The organism is Parazoarcus communis (genome assembly GCF_003111665.1).
GTDB lineage: Bacteria > Pseudomonadota > Gammaproteobacteria > Burkholderiales > Rhodocyclaceae > Parazoarcus > Parazoarcus communis_B.
The window spans coordinates 2,721,931-2,739,596 of sequence record NZ_CP022188.1 but is presented as its reverse complement, the minus strand read 5'-3'; the positions used below and the strand labels follow the sequence as shown (position 1 = coordinate 2,739,596).

Sequence of the window (17,666 nt, the reverse complement as noted above, 5' to 3'; positions counted from 1 at the left end):
GGCTCAAAGGCCGTTGGGCTGGGTAAAAACCCTCTTCGCGTCGCGCAACGAGGGTTTCGTGATATAGAATACCGCGTTTTAGGGCATTCACTCACGGCTTTCCGAGGACATCATGATCAAGCGTTCCCTGCTGCTCTCGCTGCTGCTGGTCGCAGGCAGCCTCCAAGCTCAGGATCAGGCACCCGACCTGGCCAAGGCAAAACAGACCGCAGAAACGATCTGTGCAGGCTGTCACATGGCGGACGGCAACAGCCAGCTTCCGGCAAACCCGAAGCTCGCTGGCCAGCACTCCGAGTACCTGTTCAAGCAACTGCAAGGATTCAAGAGCTGGGACGGCAAGCCGCCTGCGCGTGAAAACGCAGTGATGGGCGCCATGGTCGCCGGTCTCGAAGTGGCCGACATGAAGGCACTGGCGGAGTACTTCTCTTCGCAGACACTCAAGCCCGAAGCCGCCAAGAACCTTGACACCCTCAATGCCGGTCAGCAGATCTGGCGCGCAGGCATCGCCTCCAAGGGCGTTCCCGCCTGTGCAGCCTGTCACGGCCCTGCCGGTGCCGGCATGCCTGCCCAGTACCCTGCGCTCGCGGGTCAGTTCGCCGACTACACCGAAGCCCAGCTGAAGGCCTTCCGTGAAGGCGTCCGTGTCAACGACCCCAACTCGATGATGCGCACGATCGCACTGAAGATGACGGACAAGGAAATGAAGGCCGTGGCCGACTACGCTGCCGGCCTGCGCTAAGCGCAGCTCGCATCAAGAGAAAGGGTGGCTTGGCCACCCTTTTTTGTATCTGCCCTTTCATCCCGCCCACCTGCCCGCACCCCGTGCCCGCAGGTATTTCCGCATTCAGTGCCGACCTCGCGCCAGGCGATCCAGTTCAGAGGCGCTGAAACCAGCCGCCAATCTCGCCTCCCGGTGCAAGGGCGGTTGCGGCCACGGAGCATCGAAGCGGGCGATCAGATCAAGATAGCAGGCCTCGGCATCCAGCCCCCTGTCCTCACAGCACTTGCGGAACCAGCAGTCGCCAATCGCCACATGCCCCACTTCGTCACGCAGGATGATGTCGAGCACCGCAACACTCTCCCGGTCACCGATACTGCGCAACTTGTCCGCAATCGGCGGGGTGGCATCGAGCCCGCGCGCTTCGAGCACCCGGGGCACCAGAGCCATGCGGGACAGCACATCGTCCGCGGTGCGACAGGCCATCTCCCACAGCCCGTTGTGCGCGGGAAAATCCCCGTAGCGATGTCCCAGGGCGGTCAGCCGTGCCTGCACCAGGCCGAAGTGATAGGCCTCCTCTGCCGCCACCTTCACCCAATCATCGTGGAAGCTGCGCGGCATGCTGCGAAAACGATGCACGCAATCGAGCGCGAGATTGATGGCATTGAATTCAATGTGCGCAATCGCGTGCAACATCGCCGCATGCCCTTCGCGCGTGCCCACCCGGCGGCTCGAGAGCAGGTGCGGCGGAACAAGCTGCGGACGTTGCGGGCGCCCGGGCACCAACACTGCGTGCGGGTCGTCCGCACCCGGCACAAGGTCAAGGGCGCCAGCGCACCAATCCGAACGCAATTGCATCGTGGCCACACACTTGGCGTCGGGATCGTCGAGCATCATGGCCGCCAGGGCGGCTTCGTGAAGATTCTGGGTCATGCTGCAAATTTTAACGGCAGACATGCGCGACAGGTTGGCAAGCCAACATTGCGTAATACGCCAGTTGTGTCTGCATTGTGGTAAAAATGGACGTCCGCGACATCATTCGTCACCGCACTTCCGGATCCAGCAGATGACTCAGCCACCCACCCCCGAAACGACGCCCCGCAACTTCCTGGGCGCCGACGAAGCAAGAGCAACCATCCTCGACGCGGTCAGCACAATCGTTGGCTGGGAGCGTGTTGCCGTGCGCGCAGCGCTTGGGCGTGTGCTCGCCCTCGATGTCATTGCCCCGTGCAACGTCCCCGCGCACGACAACTCCGCCATGGACGGCTATGCGGTGCGGGCGACCGACCTTGCAGCCGCCGGTGATACAGCCCTGACCGTGGTTGGCACGGCCTACGCCGGGCGTCCCTTTTCAGGCATCGTCGGCGCCGGCCAGGCGATCAGGATCATGACCGGCGCGGCCATTCCCGAAGGCGCCGACACCATCGTAGTGCAGGAAGTCACGCGCCGCGAAGACAACCAGGTATTCATTCCGGCAGGCCAGCGTCGCGGACAGAACCTGCGCCGTGCCGGCGAAGATCTCGCCCTGGGCAGTGCAGCCCTGAGCGCCGGGAGGCGCTGCGGACCGGCCGAGCTTGGTCTGATTGCATCGCTGGGCATCGCCGAGATCACCGTCTGCCGCCGATTGCGGGTCGCGTTCTTTTCCACCGGGGACGAGATCGCATCCATCGGCCGTCCGCTGGCACCGGGCGAAGTGTACGACAGCAATCGCTACACCCTGTTCGGCGCCCTCACCCGCCTCGGTTGCGATCTGATCGACATGGGCGTGATCGCGGACAATCCCGCCGCGCTCGAGGCCGCATTCAGCGAAGCCTCACAGGCCGCCGACGTCATCATCACCAGTGGCGGCGTATCGGTTGGCGAAGCGGACTTCATCCGTAACATGATGACGCGAATGGGCGAGGTTTCATTCTGGAAACTCGCCATCAAGCCCGGTCGTCCGATGGCCTTCGGGCGCATCGGCAATGCGATGCTGTTCGGCCTGCCGGGCAATCCGGTTGCAGTGCTTGTCACCTTCTATCAGTTCGTGCAGGACGCCCTGCTCAAGCTGATGGGGGTCAATCCGCTGCCGCCGGCCGGCCTGTTCGAAGCAATCTGCACCGACGCCATCCGCAAGCAACCCGGACGCTGCGAGTACATCCGCGGACGACTGTCGCGCTCGAATGCCCAGATCAGCGTCGCACAGGCAGGCGCTCAAGGCTCAGGCATCCTGCGCTCGATGTCCGAAGCAGACTGCTTCATCGTGCTGCCCGAAGACTGTGCGGGCGTAACGCCCGGTGACCGGGTGCGGGTCCAGCCCTTCGACGGCCTCGTCTGACACACACAAACCCAACATACGGATTTTTCATGAATCAGGACGCACTCAAGAAAGCCGCTGCCCTCGCAGCGCTCAAGGAAGTCGAGGATGGCAGCATCGTCGGCGTCGGCACCGGCTCTACGGTCAACCACTTCATCGACGGACTCGCCGGCATGCGCGACCGCATCCGTGGCGCCATCTCCAGTTCGGAAGCAAGCTCGAAGCGCCTCGCCGCCCACGGCATCAAGCTTTTCAGCCTCGATGAAATCGAAGAGATCCCGGTCTATGTCGATGGCGCAGATGAAATCGACGGCCAGTTCTGCATGATCAAGGGTGGCGGTGGCGCACTGACGCGCGAAAAGATCGTCGCCGCTGTGGCCCGTCGCTTCGTGTGCATTTGCGACGCGAGCAAGAAGGTCGCGACGCTCGGCAAGTTCCCGCTGCCGGTCGAGGTGATCCCGATGGCTGCAGCCCAGGTATCGCGCGAACTCGTCCGCCTTGGCGGCTCACCGCGTCTGCGCGAAGGCTTCGTCACCGACAACGGCAACCTGATCCTCGACGTGCACGGACTGTCGATCGCGGATCCGGTGGCCATGGAAACCACCCTTAATCAGATCGTCGGCGTCGTCACCAATGGACTGTTCGCCCGCCGTGGCGCCGACGTGCTTTTGCTTGCAGGTGCCGACGGCGTAGAGCGTCAGCTTCGTGACTGAAACAAAACTTTCATTTTGACCTGCTAGCCTGTCGCCTTCCTGGATTAAGCCATGCCTAAAATGACCGAACACACCCACAAGCAGTTCGACACCGAACTGGAAAAGATCCGTACCGGCGTACTGCAGATGGGCGGCCTGGTCGAAACCCAGGTCGCGAATGCGCTCGAGGGCCTGAAAACCGGAAATACCGCGCTGCTCGAACGCGTCATCGAGGGCGACCACCGGATCAACCTGCTCGAAGTCGAGATCGACGAGGAGTGCAACCAGATCATCGCCAAGCGCCAGCCGGCAGCGGTTGACCTGCGTCTGGTGATGACCGTGATCAAGGCCATCGCCGATCTCGAACGCATCGGCGACGAGGCCAAGAAGATCGCCAAGGCTGGAAAGCGCCTGCACTCCGGCGATCATACGTTCTCGATGCGCATCGACCTGAGTCACGCCACCGGTCTGGTGCTCGACATGCTGCGCAGCGCGCTCGACAGCTTTGCCCGTGCCGATATTACGAACTGGACGGCGATCACCAAGCAGGATGAGGACGTGGATGCCAACTTCAAGGGCACCATGCGTCAGCTGATCACCTTCATGATGGAGGATCCACGCACGATCTCCAGCAGTCTCGAAGTGCTCTTCATCGCCAAGGCCATCGAGCGCATCGGCGATCATGCCAAGAACGTCGCCGAATACGTCGTGTTCCTCGTTCAGGGGCGTGATGTACGCTATGCCAAGTCCGTGGCAGCCGAAGCAGGCAACTCGAAGACCTGATTCCGGCCTTCAGCTCGCAAAAAAAGGGATGGTCACTGACCATCCCTTTTTCATTTCGGCACCAGCCGGCCACGACGCCGGCCGGAAGAATCCTGGCTCAGGCTGCCGGCGGTACGTATCCACCGATCTGGTCTGCACCACCTTCAAAGAAGTGCTTCTCCATCTGCTCGGCGAGATACTTGCGCGCGCGCGCGTCCATCAGATTGAGGCGGTTCTCGTTGATCAGCATGGTCTGGTACTTGACCCACTGCTGCCAGGCTTCCTTGGAAACGCTGGCGTAAATACGCTTGCCCAGTTCGCCCGGAACCGGCGGCAGGTCAAGACCTTCAGCCTCCCGACCCAGCTTCACGCAATTGACCATACGGGCCATTATTCATTCCTCTTTGCAATTGGGGTTAGTCGAACACTCAGGTGTCCATTCTATCAGCCTGCCGGACACGGGCAATTGCACTGAGCACAGCGCATGAGTGAAGCCGGCAAGGTCCGTGCTCACTGCCCGGCCAGACGCCAGCAATTGCGCCCGGCGTCCTTGGAGCGGTACATGGCCCGGTCGGCCGCAGCCATCAGGGTCTCGACATCCTTTCCGTGTTCCGGATAACAGGCTGCTCCAATGCTGGCGGTAACACCTGCCTCGTGCCCGGCGAAATTGAAACGCAAGGACGCAACGCCTTCGAGCAGCCGGCTTGCAAGCTCCGACAGCGCCTCCGTGTCAGCGTCGGGCACCAGCACGGCAAACTCGTCGCCGCCAAGACGGAAGAACATCTCGTTACGCCTCACGATACGGCGCAGCCCATCGGCCAGCCCGACGAGCACCTCGTCGCCTGCAGGATGTCCGTACTGATCGTTGATCGGCTTGAATCCGTCGAGATCGAAGGACAGCAAGCCGACACCGGTCCCCCGGCGCTCCGCATCTGCCAGCAGGCGATCGAGTTCTTCATGGAAGCGTCGCCGGTTGAACAGATTGGTCAGCGGGTCACGCTCCGCGAGCGCCACCAGCTGTTCCGCCACCTGGCGCCGCTCGGTGACGTCCTCGTAAATCCACACGCGCCCGATACCACGACCATCGAGCCCGCCTTCAACGACCGCAGAGATGTCGGTGACGACGCGGCCATCCTTGAACTTGAACTCATGCGACTCGCTCACTTGTGGCGAGCGAACGACGGTCGCGATATGCGCGAAATACGCGGACGGATCCACCAGCAAGGGCGCAATCGTGCTTTGCAGCACCACATCCCTCACCCCAATCAGATTCTCGTCCGGCGGGTAGCCCCACAGCTTGAGCATCGCGCTGTTGAAATAGAGCACCCGGTGGTCCCGATCAATGAACAGGATTCCGAGCCGGATTACGTTGAGCAGGGCTGAAAGACGATGCCGCTCATCGTTGCTGCGCGTGAGATAGTGTTCGCGCAAGGCCTGTGCCCGTCGCAGTTCGGCCACGGTTTCGAGCAGCGTGTACTCGGTTTCCTTGCGCGCCTGAATGTCTTCTGCCGACAGCCGGACACCCTCGATGCCTCCCTGCTCGTCGCGCAGGGCGCGCCAGTGGCAAGCCGCCCAGTTGAACCTGCCGTCGTCGCGCTGCAGGCGAAGCTCAAAATCGCGCGCCTCGCCCGTCGCCAGCACTTCACTCATGACCCGGCGGCAATAGGCCAAATCGGAAGTGTGCACCAGCAATGCCAGCGCATCGTCGGCACCAAGGTAGCGCGCGGGCAGACGCGCAGTGAGCCGTTCGACCGAAGGACTGATCCAGAGCAGCCTGCCTTCGGCGCTGAACATCGCCTCGACACCATGAATGCCCTTTGCCACACTGCGCAACAAGGCCAGCTCGGCGGCATCGTCCGCCTTACGGGAGGGGGCCGAACGGCGCCAGATGGACGGAATCTTCAGCATTCGCCGCCAGCCCCCGGTGGCGATATCGTGCGCGAGAGCATGGCGGCAGCGCGGTTCATAGCGCTTTTACAAACACCTTGGAGCGGCGCTGCAGGTTGTACAGATCGCGCTTGCGCTGAGGCAGCGTCTCGGGTCCGATTTCACTGAAACCGCGCTCGCGGAACCAGTGTGCGGTGCGCGTGGTGAGAACGAACAGGCGCTCCAGGCGCTGCATCCTCGCCCGACGCTCGATACGCTTCAGCAATTGATCCCCAAGCCCCGCTCGACGGTACTCGGGCACGACGGCGAGGCAGGCAAGCTCGGCCGCGTTGTCTTCGGTAAACGGGTACAGCGCTGCACACCCGACGAGCATGCCGTCATGTTCGACCACCGTGAAGCGTTCGACCTCCTGCTCGAGCAACTCCCTGCCCCGCCGCACCAGGGTACCGTCGGCTTCCATCGGCGAAATCAGCGAAACCAGCGCCGCGACATCATCGATACCCGCCTCGCGCAGACGAAACAGTGCATCACGCGACACCACCGTACCTACGCCTGCGTGAGTGAAGAACTCGAGCAGCAGGCCGCCGTCCTCATCACGGTCGATCAGGTGACTGCGCGCAACCCCCTTGCGGACCGCGCGGATCGCGCATGGCAGGTACAGATGCAGATCCTCGGTCAGCCCCTCGCCCGCGTCGAAATGACGCTGTGCCTCATCGGCCGTGACGGACTCGATCAGTTCGCCGTCGCTGTCGAGCAGGCCCGGCGCATCGCAAAGGTAGATCAGCTTCTCGGCCTTCACCGCGATCGCAACGGCTTCTGCCACCTCTTCCATGCACAGATTGAAGATCTCGCCGGCGGGAGACACCCCCAGCGGCGTGATCAGCACAACGTTCTGCTGATCAAGGTCGGCATTGATTTCGTCGGCAATGATCTTTCGCACCGCGCCGGTGAACTGGTAATCGACACCATCGACCACCCCGACCGGTCGCGCCGTGATGAAGTTGCCGCCGGTCACGCGCATGTAGCTGCCAGCCATCGGCGTATTGGGCAAGCCCTGGGAAAGCAGGGCCTCGACCTCGAAGCGGGTCACCGCCATGGCCGACTTGACGCATTCGAGCGCCGCCGGGTCGGTTACCCTGAGACCATTGTGAAACCGGGACTCGAGCCCCCGGCGCTCGATCTCCGCATCGATCTGCGGCCTAGCCCCGTGCACCAGCACCAGCCGGATACCCAGCGCGGCAAGCAGGTTGCAATCGTAGGCAAGCTTTTGCGCGAGCTCGCCACCAGCCACCTCGCCACCAAAGCCGACGACGAAGGTCTTGCCACGAAAGGCATGAATATAGGGGGCTGCACCGCGCACCCAGGCCACGAACTGGGCCGTCGAGTCGAAACCCGTCACCGCCGGCTTGTTTGCACCGGTATCGGCAGTGGTTTCAGGGGAAGAATCATCGCTCAAGAATTCACCGCTTGGTTTAAGCAGACGGCTGCCGCCGTTGGCGTGCGCCGCCCCACGTTGTTGTCATGCTTCAATTCTAACGGACACAACTGCAGTTTGATGTTGCATTGCAAAAAACGTGTAAGCCTGCTTTGTAAAAGACATCTTCATTGCCCCTGCAGACGCTGGCTCAGGCAGGCACTCACTTTGCCATTGCAGCCTCAAGCGCTTCGCACACCGTGCGCAGAATCTTGATCCGGGCAAAGAGCTTATTGTCCGCTTCGACCAGCGTCCACGGTGCGATCTCCGTGCTGGTACGGTCTGCCATGTCACATACTGCACGTGCGTAATCGTCCCAGCGCTCGCGATTGCGCCAGTCCTCCTCGGTGATCTTGAAGCGCTTGTGCGGCTCAGCTTCACGTGCCTTGAACCGCACCAGCTGTTCATCCTTGCTGATCGCAAGCCAGAACTTCACGACGACCGTACCGGCCTGAACGAGCTGATCCTCGAAATCGTTGATCTCGCCATACGCCCGCATCCAGTCCGCCTCGGAGCAGAAGCCTTCGACGCGCTCGACCAGCACCCGGCCATACCAGGAGCGGTCGAAGATCACGACCTTGCCCCGGCCCGGCAGGTGGCGCCAGAAGCGCCACAGGTATGGCTGGGCACGCTCCTCCTCGCCTGGCGCAGCAATCGGGATGATGCGGTACTGACGCACGTCGAGCGCGGCCGTGATGCGCCGGATCGCGCCCCCCTTGCCCGCGGCGTCGCCCCCCTCGAAGACCAGCACCAGCCCGTGCTTGCGGAAGGCGGGATCGCGGGTCAGCAGCGCCAGCCGACCCTGGTAACGTTCCAGCAGGTCCTCGTACTCCTTCTTGCTCATGTCCTGCTTGAGTTGCAGGCTGTTGAGCAGATTGAGCGAATCGATCGCAGGCGGCAGGGGCGCCGCAGTCTTGCGCGGCATCCAGTGCCGCTGTGCGGTGTCGAGGCGCTTGCGCAAGCCGTCGAGCAGCACACGACCAACAAACAGCGCGCGAAAGCGTGCATCGCTGCCATCGACGATCGTCCACGGGCACTCACCGGTGCTGGTCAGACGCAGCGCGCGTCCGGCGACGTCCCGGTAGCGCTCATAGCGTTCAAAGTAATGCCAGTCCCGATCGGTGACGCGCCAGCGCGTCTTCGGATCCTTTTCGAGTTCCTTCAGACGCTTCTTCTGACCATCCTTGGAGAGGTGAAACCAGAGTTTGATCAGCAACACGCCCTCGTGGGCCAGCATCTCCTCGAAGCGACGAATCTCGTCGATCTGCTGGTCAAAGTCGGCTTTCTTGCTGCTACGCTCCACCCGCTCGCGGATCGGGTCGGTGTACCAGTTGTTGAACAGAACGCCGATCTTGCCTTTCGGCGGCAGTGCACGCCAGAACGGCCACATGAAGGGTCGGACCGACGCCTCCTCGGTCGGCGCATCGAAAGCCCAGGCCTCGATATGACGCGGGTCCATCCATTCATTGAGGAGGTTGACGGTCTCCCCCTTGCCCGCACCATCAATACCATTGATCAGAACCACCACCGCGAACTGCTTCGAATCGAGCAACTCGAACTGCGCGTCGAGCAAGGCCGCACGCAATACCGGTACAGCCTCGTCGTAGGTTTCCTTGTCGGCGCTGTGACCCAACTCGGCGGATTCAAACATCAGGCGTCCTCTCGTGATTGCATCAGCGCGTGGGGCGAAGGCTGGCTTCGGGCTTCAGAGATCGCCCCAGCGCGCCTGCATGGCCGCGATGGCGGCCAGTCCCGCAGTTTCAGTACGTAGTATCCGCGGTCCGAGGCCAAGCGCAATGGCGCCAGCTGCACGGCATGCATTCAATTCCACATCACTCCATCCGCCCTCGGGGCCGATCATCAGATGCAGTGCCGCCTCGGGCCGTGGCAATTCGGCCAGCGGCCGTTCGCCACCGGGGGCAAGCACCAGTCTGTGCGCACCTGTGCTCGCTTCAAGATAGGCGGAAAGCGGTTGTATGGGTGCGACCTCGGGAACGACATTGCGACCGCATTGCTCGCAGGCGGAAATCGCCACCTGCTGCCAGTGGGCCTGGCGTTTTTGCGCCCGCTCCCCTGAGAGCCGCAACACCGAGCGCTCTGCCTGCACCGGAATGACCCGGGCCGCGCCAAGCTCGACCGCCTTCTGCACGATCCAGTCCATCTTGTCCCCGCTCGCAAGGGCCTGCACCAGAATCAGTTCGAGCGGAGACTCCCGATTGTTCTCATGCCGCTCACCGAGCAAGACAAAACCCTGTTTTCCCCGCACCACAAGGCGGGCATCAACCTCGATACCGGAGCCGTCGAACAGCACCAAAGGCTCGCCGTCCGCCAGGCGCAATACGCGCAAGGCATGGTGAGAAACGGCATCGGGCAGGGGGACCTCGCCGTCCGGCGGGAGGACACCATCAAAATGAAAGCGTGAAATCATCGTAAGATTATAGGCATGCACCTTCCCTCGCGGCACCTCGCCATCGACATCCTCCCTGCGTGCAGGGCGTGCCGGATGCTGGCGACACCGCGATATTCGTAGCCCACACACCCCGACGGAGTGCCTGAGATGCCTACCGCAGCACAACGCCTGGCCCGAGCCCGAGCCCTCGAATCCCTCGTTCGGGAGATCGCGCGTGACGAGATCCTGCCCCGCTACCTGAAGTCCTCACGCAACAGCAAGGCGGACGGCAGCTTCTTCACCGAGGCAGACGTCGCATCCCAGCAGCGCTTCACCGAAGCCCTGCCCAAACTGTTGCCCGGACCGGTACTCGGCGAGGAGATGAGCGCCGAAGAACAAGCCCGGCTGTGGAGCCAGGGTCGTCGTGGCATGTGGTGCATCGACCCGATTGACGGCACGACGAATTTCGCCAACGGAATTCCCTTCTTTGCAGTTTCAATCGCCTATCTCGTCGACTACGAACCCCGGTTTGGTGTGGTCTACAACCCGATCACGGACGAGAGCTTCTATGCGGCGAAAGGGGCCGGAGCCTTTCTCAACGGCACCGAACTACCCTTGCGCAAGGGCTCGAAACTTCTCGGAGAAGCCGTCGCGGGCGTTGACTTCAAGCGCATCAGCCACCACCTCGCAGACGAACTTGCGGTACGTCCGCCGTACTATTCGCAACGGAATTTCGGCTCAAGCGCGCTGGAGTGGTGTTTCGTGGCGGCCGGGCGTCTCGACGTCTATCTGCATGGCGGCCAAATGCTCTGGGACTATGCAGCCGGCCAGTTGATTCTCGCGGAATCGGGCGGACAGGCAATGGCGCTGGATGGCGGCACCCTGATGGCCGGCCCAGCGGTCAAGCGCGGCGTCATTGCAGCCACCAGCCCCTCACTGTTCGACGAATGGCGTGCCTGGCTGCAGTCGCACTCCTGAGCCTGCCATGGATCGTCGCAACATACTGCACCGCACCATCTCGCGCTATGATTTGGGCAAACAGTCATGCCGAGCAGTAAAATGAACTCACCCGCAGCAGCCCATTCCATGCAAGAAGAAACTGCCGAACAACGCCGATATCACCGCGTACGGGAGATCTTCGACGAAGCGAGCGTGCTGATCGCGCCTTTTTTTGCGCGGGAGAGCCGCTGGGCAAACAGTACGCTCGACCACCTTGCCTATCGCGTTGTCCGCGATCGCTACCCCGAGCTTTCTGCCGCAGAAGTCCATGTACTGGTGGTGGCATGTGCACGCCTGTATGCAGATACCTGAGTCGCTAGCCGAACGCCCGACCCTGCCCCTGCCCCCCATTTCCGTCCATCGCTTCCGGATCAGATCATGTCCCTGAAACATCCCATCATCGCGGTGACCGGCTCCTCGGGTGCAGGCACGACGACGGTCAAACACACTTTCGAGGCGATCTTTCATCGCGAAAACGTCAATGCAGCGATCGTCGAGGGCGACAGTTTTCATCGCTTCACCCGCGCAGAAATGAAAGCCCGGATCGAGGAGGCCGAGCGTGCGGGAGAGCGCGGCGTCAGCCACTTCGGCCCCGAGGCCAATCTCCTGGAAGACCTGGAAAACCTGTTCCGTGCCTATGGCGAATCCGCCACCGGCCGCCGCCGCTACTACATCCACAACGAAGCCCAGTCCATGCGCTGGAACCTCCCCATGGGGAGCTTCACGGACTGGGAAGACCTCCCGGTCGGCACCGACTGCCTGTTCTATGAAGGACTTCACGGCGCCGTTGTTTCCGAACCAGTGGACGTTTCGCGTCACGTCGACTTGCTGATCGGCGTCGTGCCCACGATCAACCTCGAATGGATACAGAAAATCCACCGCGACACGCGGGTGCGCGGCTACTCCCCGGAGGCGGTGCAGGACACAATCCTGCGGCGGATGCACGATTACGTGCACTACATCGTGCCGCAGTTCTCACGCAGCCACATCAATTTCCAGCGCGTGCCGGTGGTCGACACATCGAACCCTTTCATCGCGCGCGATGTACCCACACAGGATGAATCCATGGTGGTCATCCGCTTCAAGGATCCGCGCGGCGTCGACTTTCCCTACCTGCTGCGAATGATCCACGATGCCTTCATGAGCAGGGCCAACACCATCGTGATCCCGGGCGGCAAGCTTGACCTCGCCATGCAGCTGATCCTGACGCCGCTCATCTGGAAGCTCATGGAAAGACGCCGGCAGTGGGTCTGAGCCCTTCGCCAGCGCGCCTGCCCGATCGGCCATTCATGCCGATGTGCTTTGAATGAGCAGGCCGGCCACTGTTGCAAAAGGGCTCGCCACTACCAAACACCCCCTCTTTTCGGCGATAATTCGCGTTTTTTCCAGCCGCCCCTCCCGGCTTTGAGGAAACCATGTCGCAGTCCAGAAACGTCAAGCCCCCGGTTTTCAACCCCATCACAGGCGCAATCCGCGCACTGGCAATGGATGCAGTACAGAAGGCCAACTCCGGCCATCCGGGCGCTCCGATGGGTATGGCTGAAATTGCCGAAGTCCTCTGGCGCCATCACCTCAAGCACAACCCGGCCAATCCGCAGTGGGCAGACCGTGACCGCTTCGTGCTCAGCAACGGCCACGGCTCGATGCTGATCTACGCCCTGCTCCACCTCACCGGCTACGATCTGCCGATCGAGGAGCTCAAGCGTTTCCGCCAGTTGCACAGCAAGACACCGGGCCATCCGGAATACGGCTACACCCCCGGCGTTGAAACCACCACTGGCCCGCTGGGCCAGGGCATCACCAACGCAGTGGGCATGGCGCTGGCCGAAAAGGTTCTCGCGGCCGAATTCAACCGCCCCGGTCACGACATCGTCGATCACCACACCTATACCTTCCTCGGCGATGGCTGCCTGATGGAAGGCATCAGCCACGAAGCCTGCTCGCTGGCCGGCACCTGGGGCCTGGGCAAGCTGATTGCCTTCTACGACGACAACAACATCTCGATCGACGGCCATGTGGACGGCTGGTTCACCGACGATACGCCGAAGCGCTTCGAAGCCTACGGCTGGCAGGTGATCCGCGATGTGCAAGGCCACGATCCTGTCGAGATCGACGCTGCAATCAAGGCCGCTCAGGCGAACACGACGCAGCCGACCCTCATCTGCTGCAAGACCGTGATCGGCGCCGGCTCGCCCAACAAGCAGGGCAGCCACGACGTACACGGAGCCCCGCTGGGCGCTGCAGAGATCGAAGCTGCGCGCGCGCTGATCGGCTGGAACCATGCTCCGTTTGAAGTGCCGGCCGACGTCTACGCAGCCTGGGACGCCCGTTCGGCGGGTGCTGCCGCAGAATCCAGCTGGAACGACAAGCTTGCTGCCTACGCCGCAGCCTTCCCCGAGCAGGCCGCCGAGTTCCGCCGTCGTGTCATCGACAAGGAACTGCCGGCCGACTGGTCCTCGCACGTCGAAGCCGTGATCGCAAAGATCACCGACAAGGCCGAGACCATCGCCACCCGCAAGGCGAGCCAGAACAGCATCGAAGCGTTTGCGCCCAAGCTGCCCGAACTGATCGGCGGCTCGGCCGACCTTGCCGGCTCCAACCTCACGCTGTGGTCCGGCGCCAAAGGCGTCAGCCGTGAAACCGGTGGCAACTACGTGTACTACGGTGTGCGCGAATTCGGCATGGCTGCGATCGCCAACGGCCTCAGCCTGCACGGCGGTTTGATTCCCTACACCGCCACCTTCCTGATGTTCAGCGAGTACGCCCGCAATGCACTGCGCATGGCAGCGCTGATGAAGCTGCGTCAGGTGTTCGTATTCACCCACGATTCGATCGGCCTCGGCGAAGACGGCCCGACCCACCAGCCGGTGGAACAGACCGCCACCCTGCGCCTGATCCCGAACATGGATGTATGGCGTCCTTGCGACACCACCGAATCCGCTGTCGCCTGGGCTTGCGCGATCGAGCGCAAGACCGGCCCCTCGTCGCTGTGCTTCTCGCGCCAGAACCTGCCCTTCCAGGCCCGCTCCGGCGAACAGATCGCCGAGATCCGTCGCGGTGGCTACATCCTGTCAGAAGCCGCAGGCGGCAAGGCGCAGGCAGTCATCATCGCCACCGGCTCCGAAGTCGCGCTTGCCATCGCAGCGCAAAAGGCGCTGCTGGACGACGGCATCACGGTTCGTGTGGTGTCGATGCCTTCGACCAATGTGTTCGACCGTCAGGATGTCGCCTACAAGGCTTCGGTGCTGCCGGCAGGCCTGCCGCGTGTTGCGGTGGAAGCGGGCGTCACCGACGGCTGGCGCAAGTATGTTGGCCTCGAAGGTGACGTCATCGGTATCGACAGCTTCGGCGAATCAGCACCGGCCGGCGAGCTTTTCAAGCATTTCGGCATCACCACCGAACACGTGATTCAGTCCGTAAAACAACGCATCAGCTAAGCAAGCCGTCGCTCCCGGACCGGCGCGAGAGGTGCCGGCGCCGGGGGCGTCGGTACTCGATTTTTCAGCCATTCAAGTCAGGGAGATTATTCGATGACCATCAAGATCGCCATCAACGGCTACGGCCGCATCGGCCGCTGCACCGTCCGCGCCCTCTACGAACTCGGTCTGCGCGACCAGTTCGAAATCGTCGCCATCAACGCCTCGGGCGACCTGGCCACCAACGCTCACCTGACCAAGTACGACACCACCCATGGTCGCTTCGCCTTCCCGGTTGAAACCGAAGGCGAGAACATGATCATCATCAACGGTGACCGTATCCCCTTCTTCTCCACCAAGAACCCGCTCGACATCAACTGGGGCGATCTCGGCGTGGATGTGCTGCTCGAGTGCACCGGTGCCTACACCACCAAGGCCAAGGCCGAAGTTCACCTCAAGCAGGGCGCAAAGAAGATCCTGATCTCCGCTCCGGGCGGTGACGACGTCGATGCCACCATCGTCTATGGGGTCAACCACGACGTGCTCACCAGCGCCATGACCGTGGTCTCCAACGCATCTTGCACCACCAACTGCCTGGCACCTGTTGCCAAGGTCCTGCAGGACAACATCGGCATCGAGCAAGGCCTGATGACCACCATCCACGCCTACACCAACGACCAGGTGCTGGTGGATGTGCGTCACAAGGACCTGCGCCGCGCCCGCGCCGCCGCACAGAACATCATCCCGACCAAGACCGGTGCAGCGAAGGCCGTCGGCCTGGTACTGCCGGCGCTCAAGGGCAAGTTCGATGGCTTCGCTCTGCGCGTACCGACCATGAACGTATCGCTGGTCGACCTCACCTTTACCGCGAGCCGCCCGACCTCGAAGGAAGAGATCAATCAGCTCATGACCGAAGCCTCCAAGGGCGCGCTCAAGGGTGTGCTCGCCGTCAATGAGGCACCACTGGTGTCGATGGACTTCAACCACGATCCGCACTCGTCCACCTTCGATGCCACCCAGACGCGCGTCATGGACGGCACGCTGGTCAAGGTGCTGGCCTGGTACGACAACGAATGGGGCTATTCCTGCCGCATGCTCGACGCCGCGAAAGCCGTCGCCCAAGCCTGATCTTACGGGGAATCCACAGCAATGAACCGTTCCCTCGTCGTACTCCTCTCGGCGACAGCGCTGCTCGCTGGCGGCTGCGTATCCAACCCGCTGAAGCCGGCCGAACAGGCTGCCGACAAGCCTGCTGCTGCAAGCACAACCGCAGACGGCAAGGACTACCGCACCGTCAAGTCGCGCGATGGCAGCTTCGATGGCGAAATCTGGGGCAAGCCAGCCAAGAACAGCAAGTTCACGTCGCTGCAGATCGGCATGTCGCAGAGCGAAGTCGAAGACAAGATCGGCCGCAGCTCCGACATGAAGAGCTATGTCACCGGCAAGGCCTGGATTCCGTTCTACTTCGGCACTGACGGGCATCGCTTTGAGACCTACTACAAGGGTCAGGGCAGCCTGATCTATACCGGCGGCGGCATCGGCGGCGGACGTGGCGTGCTGATCGGCATCAACCACGACGCAACCGAAGACGGTTACCAGTAATCATCCAGCAGGGCCGGGTCAGCGCCCGGCCCTGCTTACTCCGGAAGTCACAACATGCCCCTGCAAGTAAAGAAACTCGCCGAGCTCGATGTGCGCGGCAAGAAGGTCTTCATTCGCGCCGACCTCAACGTTCCCCAGGACGACGCCGGCAACATTACCGAAGACACCCGTATCCGCGCCTCCATCCCGTCCATCCAGTACTGCCTGGACAATGGCGCAGCGGTGATGATCACCTCCCACCTCGGTCGCCCCACCGAGGGCACGGTCGGCCACGACGACACCCTGGCACCGGTTGCCGTTCGACTTGGGCAACTGCTCAACAAGCCGGTGAAGCTGATTGCCGACTGGGTTGATGGCGGCTTTGTGGTCGAACCCGGCCAGGTCGTTCTGCTCGAAAACTGCCGCTGCAACAAGGGCGAAAAGAAGGACAACGAAGAGCTGGCGAAGAAGATGGCCGCGTTGTGCGACATCTACGTCAACGACGCTTTTGGTACGGCCCACCGTGCCGAGGCCACCACCCACGGCATCGCCCGCTTTGCCCCCGTGGCTTGCGCCGGCATGCTGATGGGCGCGGAGATCGACGCCCTGTCCAAGGCCCTGCATGCGCCTGCTCGCCCCCTGGTGGCGATCGTTGGCGGTGCCAAGGTGTCAACCAAGCTGACCATCCTCAAGACCCTCGCGGAAAAAGTAGATCAGCTGATCGTTGGCGGCGGCATTGCCAACACCTTCCTGCTCGCCGCAGGCAAGCGCATCGGTGAGTCCCTTGCCGAGCCGGAAATGGTCCGCGAAGCCCATCAGGTCATGGACATCATGAAGGCCCGTGGCGCCGAAGTGCCGCTGCCGGTTGATGTGGTCGTGGCGGACGAGGTCTCTGCGCTGGCGCGCGCCAACCGCATCCCGGTCGACGAAGTCGGCCCGCAGGACCGCATCCTCGACTTCGGCCCCAAGAGCTCGGCAAAACTCGCCGACATCATCGCTCACGCCGGCACCATCGTCTGGAACGGCCCGGTGGGCGTCTTCGAGCACGCCCAGTTCGCAGGCGGCACAAAGATGATGGCCTCCGCCATCGCACACTCCGAAGCCTTTTCGATTGCAGGCGGCGGCGACACCCTGGCGGCCATTGCCAAGTTCCATATCGCAGACGACGTCGGCTACATCTCCACCGGCGGCGGCGCCTTCCTCGAGTTCCTCGAAGGCAAGACGCTCCCCGCGATTGCCGCACTTGAGGCACGCTACAACGACTGAGTCGTTGCAGGTAGTCGCGCACAAGGAAAGGGCCGCAATGCGGCCCTTTTCCGTTTCATGGCACAAAAACGGTCGCCCGTCGTGCTCACCTCGCTTCGGTCATGCCATCGCCAGCTCGCGCCGGGCGCCTGCAATCGGCGCGCCCCAGAACGGACGAGGCTGCGCCAGCCCCCTTCCGCTGCCATA

Annotated in this window: 17 protein-coding genes; 11 read left to right on the top strand and 6 right to left on the bottom strand. The window is 62.5% G+C overall.

Going from position 1 to position 17,666, the window contains the following annotated elements:
* The first annotated feature begins 112 nt into the window (after nucleotides 1–112).
* A complete protein-coding gene (locus tag CEW87_RS12490) occupies nucleotides 113–739 on the top strand; it encodes a c-type cytochrome (protein WP_108973447.1) in 627 nt (208 codons plus the stop codon).
* Between the two features lie 105 nt (nucleotides 740–844).
* Here the strand turns inward: CEW87_RS12490 and CEW87_RS12485 are convergent, their stop codons facing one another.
* Nucleotides 845–1,651 (bottom strand): ferritin-like domain-containing protein, encoded by an 807-nt coding sequence (locus CEW87_RS12485; RefSeq protein ID WP_108973445.1) that lies wholly within the window; start codon nucleotides 1,649–1,651, stop codon nucleotides 845–847.
* A 133-nt stretch (nucleotides 1,652–1,784) separates the two neighbouring features.
* Here CEW87_RS12485 and glp point away from each other — a divergent pair, with 133 nt between their 5' ends.
* Genes glp through phoU form a run of 3 tightly spaced genes read left to right on the top strand, consistent with a single transcriptional unit; the run spans nucleotide 1,785 to nucleotide 4,489 of the window.
* Nucleotides 1,785–3,035 (top strand): gephyrin-like molybdotransferase Glp, encoded by a 1,251-nt coding sequence (glp, locus tag CEW87_RS12480; protein WP_108973443.1) that lies wholly within the window; start codon nucleotides 1,785–1,787, stop codon nucleotides 3,033–3,035.
* A gap of 29 nt (nucleotides 3,036–3,064) precedes the next feature.
* Nucleotides 3,065–3,727 carry a ribose-5-phosphate isomerase RpiA gene (rpiA, locus tag CEW87_RS12475; protein ID WP_108973441.1) on the top strand — a complete coding sequence of 221 codons (663 nt, stop codon included), beginning with the start codon at nucleotides 3,065–3,067 and terminating at the stop codon, nucleotides 3,725–3,727.
* A gap of 60 nt (nucleotides 3,728–3,787) precedes the next feature.
* Nucleotides 3,788–4,489, top strand: coding sequence for a phosphate signaling complex protein PhoU (gene phoU / locus CEW87_RS12470; protein WP_108973439.1), 702 nt, complete (start codon nucleotides 3,788–3,790; stop codon nucleotides 4,487–4,489).
* Between the two features lie 97 nt (nucleotides 4,490–4,586).
* Here the strand turns inward: phoU and CEW87_RS12465 are convergent, their stop codons facing one another.
* The 5 genes from CEW87_RS12465 to CEW87_RS12445 form a co-directional block, all read right to left on the bottom strand.
* A complete protein-coding gene (locus CEW87_RS12465; protein WP_108951045.1) occupies nucleotides 4,587–4,859 on the bottom strand; it encodes an oxidative damage protection protein in 273 nt (90 codons plus the stop codon).
* Between the two features lie 119 nt (nucleotides 4,860–4,978).
* The gene (locus CEW87_RS12460; protein ID WP_108973437.1) at nucleotides 4,979–6,376 is read right to left on the bottom strand and encodes a sensor domain-containing diguanylate cyclase; all 1,398 of its coding nucleotides are present in this window, start codon (nucleotides 6,374–6,376) and stop codon (nucleotides 4,979–4,981) included.
* Nucleotides 6,377–6,431: 55 nt separating this feature from the next.
* Nucleotides 6,432–7,754, bottom strand: coding sequence for an amino-acid N-acetyltransferase (argA, locus tag CEW87_RS12455; RefSeq protein ID WP_108977175.1), 1,323 nt, complete (start codon nucleotides 7,752–7,754; stop codon nucleotides 6,432–6,434).
* 238 nt (nucleotides 7,755–7,992) lie between these two features.
* Entirely contained in the window at nucleotides 7,993–9,480 is a 1,488-nt protein-coding gene (gene pap, locus CEW87_RS12450; protein WP_108973435.1) for a polyphosphate:AMP phosphotransferase, read from the bottom strand.
* 54 nt (nucleotides 9,481–9,534) lie between these two features.
* Nucleotides 9,535–10,257, bottom strand: a complete 723-nt coding sequence (locus CEW87_RS12445; RefSeq protein ID WP_108973433.1) for a 16S rRNA (uracil(1498)-N(3))-methyltransferase — start codon at nucleotides 10,255–10,257, stop codon at nucleotides 9,535–9,537.
* 129 nt (nucleotides 10,258–10,386) lie between these two features.
* Here CEW87_RS12445 and CEW87_RS12440 point away from each other — a divergent pair, with 129 nt between their 5' ends.
* From CEW87_RS12440 to CEW87_RS12410, 7 genes are all read left to right on the top strand, one after another.
* Nucleotides 10,387–11,196 carry an inositol monophosphatase family protein gene (locus tag CEW87_RS12440; RefSeq protein WP_108973431.1) on the top strand — a complete coding sequence of 270 codons (810 nt, stop codon included), beginning with the start codon at nucleotides 10,387–10,389 and terminating at the stop codon, nucleotides 11,194–11,196.
* Nucleotides 11,197–11,304: 108 nt separating this feature from the next.
* On the top strand, nucleotides 11,305–11,529 hold the full coding sequence (locus CEW87_RS12435; RefSeq protein ID WP_234421529.1) for a hypothetical protein: 225 nt from the start codon (nucleotides 11,305–11,307) through the stop codon (nucleotides 11,527–11,529).
* A 66-nt stretch (nucleotides 11,530–11,595) separates the two neighbouring features.
* The gene (locus CEW87_RS12430; protein ID WP_108973428.1) at nucleotides 11,596–12,471 is read left to right on the top strand and encodes a phosphoribulokinase; all 876 of its coding nucleotides are present in this window, start codon (nucleotides 11,596–11,598) and stop codon (nucleotides 12,469–12,471) included.
* A 161-nt stretch (nucleotides 12,472–12,632) separates the two neighbouring features.
* Entirely contained in the window at nucleotides 12,633–14,654 is a 2,022-nt protein-coding gene (tkt, locus tag CEW87_RS12425) for a transketolase (protein ID WP_108973426.1), read from the top strand.
* 93 nt (nucleotides 14,655–14,747) lie between these two features.
* Nucleotides 14,748–15,761: a type I glyceraldehyde-3-phosphate dehydrogenase gene (gene gap, locus CEW87_RS12420; protein ID WP_108951038.1), complete on the top strand. Its 1,014-nt coding sequence runs from the start codon at nucleotides 14,748–14,750 to the stop codon at nucleotides 15,759–15,761.
* Between the two features lie 21 nt (nucleotides 15,762–15,782).
* Nucleotides 15,783–16,235, top strand: a complete 453-nt coding sequence (locus CEW87_RS12415; RefSeq protein WP_108973425.1) for a hypothetical protein — start codon at nucleotides 15,783–15,785, stop codon at nucleotides 16,233–16,235.
* A gap of 60 nt (nucleotides 16,236–16,295) precedes the next feature.
* Complete coding sequence (locus tag CEW87_RS12410; RefSeq protein ID WP_108977173.1) at nucleotides 16,296–17,480, top strand: phosphoglycerate kinase; 1,185 nt, start codon at nucleotides 16,296–16,298, stop codon at nucleotides 17,478–17,480.
* The last annotated feature ends 186 nt before the right edge of the window (nucleotides 17,481–17,666 follow it).

Coding starts and splice junctions, on each gene's coding strand:
- CEW87_RS12490 (WP_108973447.1), top strand. CDS start 113: ATGATCAAGCGTTCCCTGCTGCTCTCGCTGCTGCTGGTCGCAGGCAGC.
- CEW87_RS12485 (WP_108973445.1), bottom strand. CDS start 1,651: ATGACCCAGAATCTTCACGAAGCCGCCCTGGCGGCCATGATGCTCGAC.
- glp (WP_108973443.1), top strand. CDS start 1,785: ATGACTCAGCCACCCACCCCCGAAACGACGCCCCGCAACTTCCTGGGC.
- rpiA (WP_108973441.1), top strand. CDS start 3,065: ATGAATCAGGACGCACTCAAGAAAGCCGCTGCCCTCGCAGCGCTCAAG.
- phoU (WP_108973439.1), top strand. CDS start 3,788: ATGACCGAACACACCCACAAGCAGTTCGACACCGAACTGGAAAAGATC.
- CEW87_RS12465 (WP_108951045.1), bottom strand. CDS start 4,859: ATGGCCCGTATGGTCAATTGCGTGAAGCTGGGTCGGGAGGCTGAAGGT.
- CEW87_RS12460 (WP_108973437.1), bottom strand. CDS start 6,376: ATGCTGAAGATTCCGTCCATCTGGCGCCGTTCGGCCCCCTCCCGTAAG.
- pap (WP_108973435.1), bottom strand. CDS start 9,480: ATGTTTGAATCCGCCGAGTTGGGTCACAGCGCCGACAAGGAAACCTAC.
- CEW87_RS12445 (WP_108973433.1), bottom strand. CDS start 10,257: ATGATTTCACGCTTTCATTTTGATGGTGTCCTCCCGCCGGACGGCGAG.
- CEW87_RS12440 (WP_108973431.1), top strand. CDS start 10,387: ATGCCTACCGCAGCACAACGCCTGGCCCGAGCCCGAGCCCTCGAATCC.
- CEW87_RS12435 (WP_234421529.1), top strand. CDS start 11,305: ATGCAAGAAGAAACTGCCGAACAACGCCGATATCACCGCGTACGGGAG.
- CEW87_RS12430 (WP_108973428.1), top strand. CDS start 11,596: ATGTCCCTGAAACATCCCATCATCGCGGTGACCGGCTCCTCGGGTGCA.
- tkt (WP_108973426.1), top strand. CDS start 12,633: ATGTCGCAGTCCAGAAACGTCAAGCCCCCGGTTTTCAACCCCATCACA.
- gap (WP_108951038.1), top strand. CDS start 14,748: ATGACCATCAAGATCGCCATCAACGGCTACGGCCGCATCGGCCGCTGC.
- CEW87_RS12415 (WP_108973425.1), top strand. CDS start 15,783: ATGAACCGTTCCCTCGTCGTACTCCTCTCGGCGACAGCGCTGCTCGCT.